Consider the following 1,689-nt stretch of genomic DNA (forward strand, 5'->3'; position numbering starts at 1 on the left):
CTCCACCCAGGATGGCGGGCGCAACGTTGTCGGGATGCCCCTCGACCGCCGTGGCGATGCGCACCAGCTCGGCACGGTCCACGGTGTGCCCGGTGAGTGCCGCAGCGGCCATGATGCCAGCGACGACGCAGGTGGAGCTGCTGCCCAGGCCGCGCGCCACGGGCACGTCGGTTTCGATATGCAGCTTGACGGGGAAGGGCTGCTCGCCCCACTCGCGCAGTGCGTCGACAAACGAAACGTAGACGAGGTTGTCCTCGTTTTGGAACTCCTCGGGACATCCGGTGATGCACAGCTCGTCGGCGCGCTCGAACGTGAAATGCGAGTACAGCGATACCGCCATTCCCAGTGTGTCATAGCCAATGCCGAGGTTTGCGCTTGTGGCCGGTACGGTGATCTTGATCATGTCGGTTCCTCCGGGGTCTCGCTAGGCTTTATCCGGCGCTCGGGCAGTCCTGCGCAAGACGGAGAGCCCACTGGGCTCTCCTTTGCGTGTGGAACTCGCGGCGGACAAAGCCTGACGAGACCCGCAGAATGCCTAACGCAAATAAGTAAAACTACAGCTTAAGGGCCGCCTGCTCCACATAGGCGCCCATCTCGTCGATGTCGACCACGTCCGTGTGCAAGACGGGTTTGTCCTGCAGCGTGGCGAGCTGTTCAGGCGCGGTTGTGCCGGTTGCCTCGGCAAGGACGTCCATGCAGGCGAAGTCGTCAGCGGGGCATTCCAGTCCAAGCGCCTCGGCGACGGCGCGCGGGAACTTGTACGGGCTTGCCGTCGAAAGCAGCACGCGGGCCTTGGCGCCCTCGGCGGCGGGCATCGTCTCCAAGACGTGATAACCGCAGGCGGTGTGCGGGTCGATGAGGTAGCCGTTGTTGTCCCAGCACGACTTGATAGCGGCCGCAACGTCGTTTTCGTCTGCCCAACCGCAGGCAAAGACCTCCTGAATCTTGGCGAGCAGCTCAGCGGGCAGCGTGTAGGCGCCGTCAGCGGCAAGCTGCGTCATCAGGTTCGCTACGAGCTCACAATCGTCGTCGCTCAAGTAATAAAGCATGCGCTCGAGGTTGGACGAGATGAGGATGTCCATGCTCGGAGAGGTGGTGGTGAAGAACGGGCGCTGGCGGTCGTACGTGCCCGTGGTGAGGAAGTCGTAGAGCACGTTGTTCTTGTCGCTCGCAACGACGAGCTTTGCAACGGGAAGGCCCATGCGCTTCGCGTAATAACCGGCGAGAATGTCGCCGAAGTTGCCCGTGGGGACGCAGAACTCTACGGCATCGCCTGCCGTGATGGTGCCTGCACGCAGCAGCTGCGCGTAGGCGGCGAAGTAGTACACGACCTGCGGCACGAGGCGTCCCACGTTGATGGAGTTGGCGCTCGAGAGCACGGTGCCCTGTGCGGCCAGACGCTCGGCGAGGGCGGTGTCGGCGAAGATGCGCTTCACGGCGCTCTGCGCGTCGTCAAAGTTGCCGCGCACGCCGCACACGGCCACGTTGCCGCCTTCCTGGGTGCTCATCTGCAGTTCCTGCACGCGGCTGACCTTGCCCTCGGGGTAGAACACGGTGATGCCCACGCCCGCGGCGTCGGCAAAGCCCGCAAGCGCAGCTTTGCCCGTGTCGCCCGACGTGGCGGTGACGATCATGATGTTCTCGGTGGCGGCATCGACGCCCGTCGCGTTTTCGTCGGCAGCGTCGCCC

General features: G+C 64.2%; 2 protein-coding genes. Both read right to left on the reverse strand.

Translation table 11 applies throughout. From position 1 onward, the window contains the following. Positions 1–403 (reverse strand): homoserine kinase (locus C1711_RS00005; protein ID WP_407641515.1); only part of this gene is annotated, 403 nt, incomplete at its 3' end. A gap of 151 nt (positions 404–554) precedes the next feature. After that, on the reverse strand, positions 555–1,689 hold a 1,135-nt coding region (gene thrC, locus C1711_RS00010; protein ID WP_102337229.1), incomplete at its 5' end, for a threonine synthase.

It is taken from the genome of Collinsella provencensis (assembly GCF_900199705.1).
Classification (GTDB): Bacteria; Actinomycetota; Coriobacteriia; order Coriobacteriales; family Coriobacteriaceae; genus Collinsella; species Collinsella provencensis.